We start from the raw sequence: 2,483 nt of genomic DNA, 5'->3' as shown, positions 1-2,483 counted from the left end.
GGCTGTGAAGTTTGGCGATGAATGGCGGCGTTCTGTGATCGCTCGGTGGCGCACTCCCGGCCACAGCGGGGCCCCGCGCTGACACGTGCGAATACTGGTCCAGCGTGTGAGCCTCGGGCGCGGGGAGGGTGCGTGGTGGTTTAGTGTCCGGCGCCAAGCTTGCCGGACATGCGGTTGCGCATGTTTTGGCTGGCCTCGTTGAGGCCGATGACCTCGACGTTCTTGCCGTAGTGTCGGTACTTGTCCTCCACGGAATCTAGTGCGGCGATGGTCGAGGCATCCCACAGGTGTGAGGTCGTCAGGTCGATGACGATGCGCTGAGGGTCCTCGGCGTACTCGAACTGGGTGTAGAGGTCGTTGGAGGAGGCCCAGAACAGTTCCCCGTCCACGGTGTACCGAGCTACGGCCTGCTCGCCCTCGCCCTTGACGGTGCGCGTGACGGTGGCGAAGTGCGCGACCCTGCGGGCGAAGAGCACCATCGCGGTGAGCACCCCGAGCCCGACGCCGACGGCTAGGTTGTGGGTGGCGACGGTCGCGATGACGGTGACTACCATGACGATGGTCTCGGACTTGGGCATCATTTTCAGCGTTGAGGGACGGACGGAGTGCCAGTCGAAGGTGGCGATCGACACGAAGATCATCACCGCGACCAGGGCGGCCATCGGGATCAGCGCCACTACCTCCCCGAGGGACACGGCCAACACCAGGACTAAGACGCCGGCCAGGAAGGTGGAAATCCGGGTGCGGGCCCCGGAGGCCTTGACGTTGATCATGGTCTGCCCGACCATCGCGCAGCCGCCCATTCCGCCGAAGAAGCCGCTGATGATGTTCGCCGCGCCCTGGCCCCAGGACTCGCGGACCTTGTTCGAGCGGGTGTCGGTGATGTCATCGACCAGCTTGGCCGTCATCAGGGATTCCAGCAGCCCGACGAGGGCCATGCCCAGTGCGTAGGGGGCGACGATCTGGAAGGTCTCCAGGGTGAAGGGCACGTCAGGCAGGAACAGGGTGGGCAGGGCGTCGGGCAGCTGACCCTTGTCCCCGACGGTGGGCACGTTGAGTGCGAAGACCAGGGCCAGAGCGGTGACAACGATGATCGAGATCAGCGGGGCTGGGACGACCGTGGTGATCCGTGGCAGCAGGTAGATGATCGCCAGGCCGGCGGCGGTGAGCGGGTAGACCAGCCACGGGACGCCGATCAGGTCTGGTAGCTGGGAGGTGAAGATCAAGATGCCCAAGGCGTTGACAAAGCCGACCATCACCGACCGGGGGATGAAGCGCATCAGCTTGCCCACCCCGAGCACTCCGAGGATCACCTGGAAGACACCGGCAAGGATGACCGCGACGAGGAAGTAGTCCAGCCCGTGCGAGGCCATCAGCGGGGCGATCACCAGAGCGGTGGCCGCGGTGGCCGCAGAAATCATCGCCGGCCGCCCACCCAGGATGGCGATGGACATGGCCATCGTGGCGGCAGCGAACAGACCCACCTGCGGGTCCACCCCGGCGATCAGCGAGAACGCGATGGCCTCAGGGATCAACGCCAGCGCGACGATCAGGCCGGCCAGCACCTCGGTCTTCAGCCAGCGCGGGCGCTTCAGGGTCGCCAGGACGGATTGGCGTTCTTCGGGGGTGGCATTCGCCGGCGGGGCGGTGTGGATTGTGGTGGACACGCAGGTCTCCCATCAGGTCGTGAACAAGAAGGACCCCGGCCTTACGAGGCAGCCCGGCCGCCCAAGGGGCGGGGCATCAGGTAGTCACCGGGAAAAGTTTCGACACTAACTCTACCCTAACGTGAGGGTAGAGTCTGGCTGCTGGCCCACCTCGCTCCGCCAGCGGGGCAGGTTTAGTCGTGGACGCGGTCCTGCAGGGCGTCGATGAGCTCGTCGGCTTGGCGCAGTTTGCGGGCCATCTTCTCCCGGGCCACCCGGACCCTTTCCAAGTACGCGGCAGTGGCCTCGACCGGTTCCTTGGCCTCCAGAATGGCGAGGATCTCGGCGGTCTCCTCCAGGCTGAATCCCAGCGGAGTGATCCGCCGGACGTAGTTGAGCCGCTCGACGTCGGCCTGGGTGTAGAGCCGAAATCCGCCCTCACTGCGGGCCGAGGGCGGCGCCAGCCCTACATTGTCGTAGTGGCGGATAGTGCGCATCGACAGCCCGGTGCGTTCGGCGACCTCACCGATCTGCATCGTGTCCATGTCTTGCTCCTGCGCTTGCCCCACTGCTTCACCCTTCCACTAGCCCTTGCTCGCCATGACGCCTGAACGCAGGCGCCCGCGTTCTGCCGCCCGGCAAGCAGGCACCAACTCTACCGCTACGTCACAGTCGCGCTCAGAGTCGGCCCCAGATTACGTCGACGCGGATAGTTCAAGGCGAAAGCGCTTCGCGCCAAGCAATCGCCGCCCTTCCACAAGGTGGCAAGCTGGTGGCGCCTCAAGAATCTACAGCTTTATGAGACATCAGAAGAGTGGTCCGATCGATGTGCTCTTC

2 protein-coding genes are annotated in these 2,483 nt (G+C 65.1%); both read right to left on the bottom strand.

What is annotated here, in order from left to right:
- Positions 1-140: 140 nt before the first annotated feature.
- Positions 141-1,667: a SulP family inorganic anion transporter gene (locus HGBR_RS15040; protein WP_019160178.1), complete on the bottom strand. Its 1,527-nt coding sequence runs from the start codon at positions 1,665-1,667 to the stop codon at positions 141-143.
- 173 nt (positions 1,668-1,840) lie between these two features.
- Positions 1,841-2,191 carry a MerR family transcriptional regulator gene (locus HGBR_RS15035; protein ID WP_019160177.1) on the bottom strand — a complete coding sequence of 117 codons (351 nt, stop codon included), beginning with the start codon at positions 2,189-2,191 and terminating at the stop codon, positions 1,841-1,843.
- Positions 2,192-2,483: the final 292 nt, after the last annotated feature.

Origin of the sequence: Brevibacterium senegalense, from assembly GCF_000285835.1 — a bacterium.
Classification (GTDB): Bacteria; Actinomycetota; Actinomycetes; order Actinomycetales; family Brevibacteriaceae; genus Brevibacterium; species Brevibacterium senegalense.
The sequence above is the reverse complement of the archived record's forward strand: the minus strand, read 5'-3'. Positions and strand labels throughout refer to the sequence as shown.

Coding starts and splice junctions, on each gene's coding strand:
- HGBR_RS15035 (WP_019160177.1), bottom strand. CDS start 2,191: ATGGACACGATGCAGATCGGTGAGGTCGCCGAACGCACCGGGCTGTCG.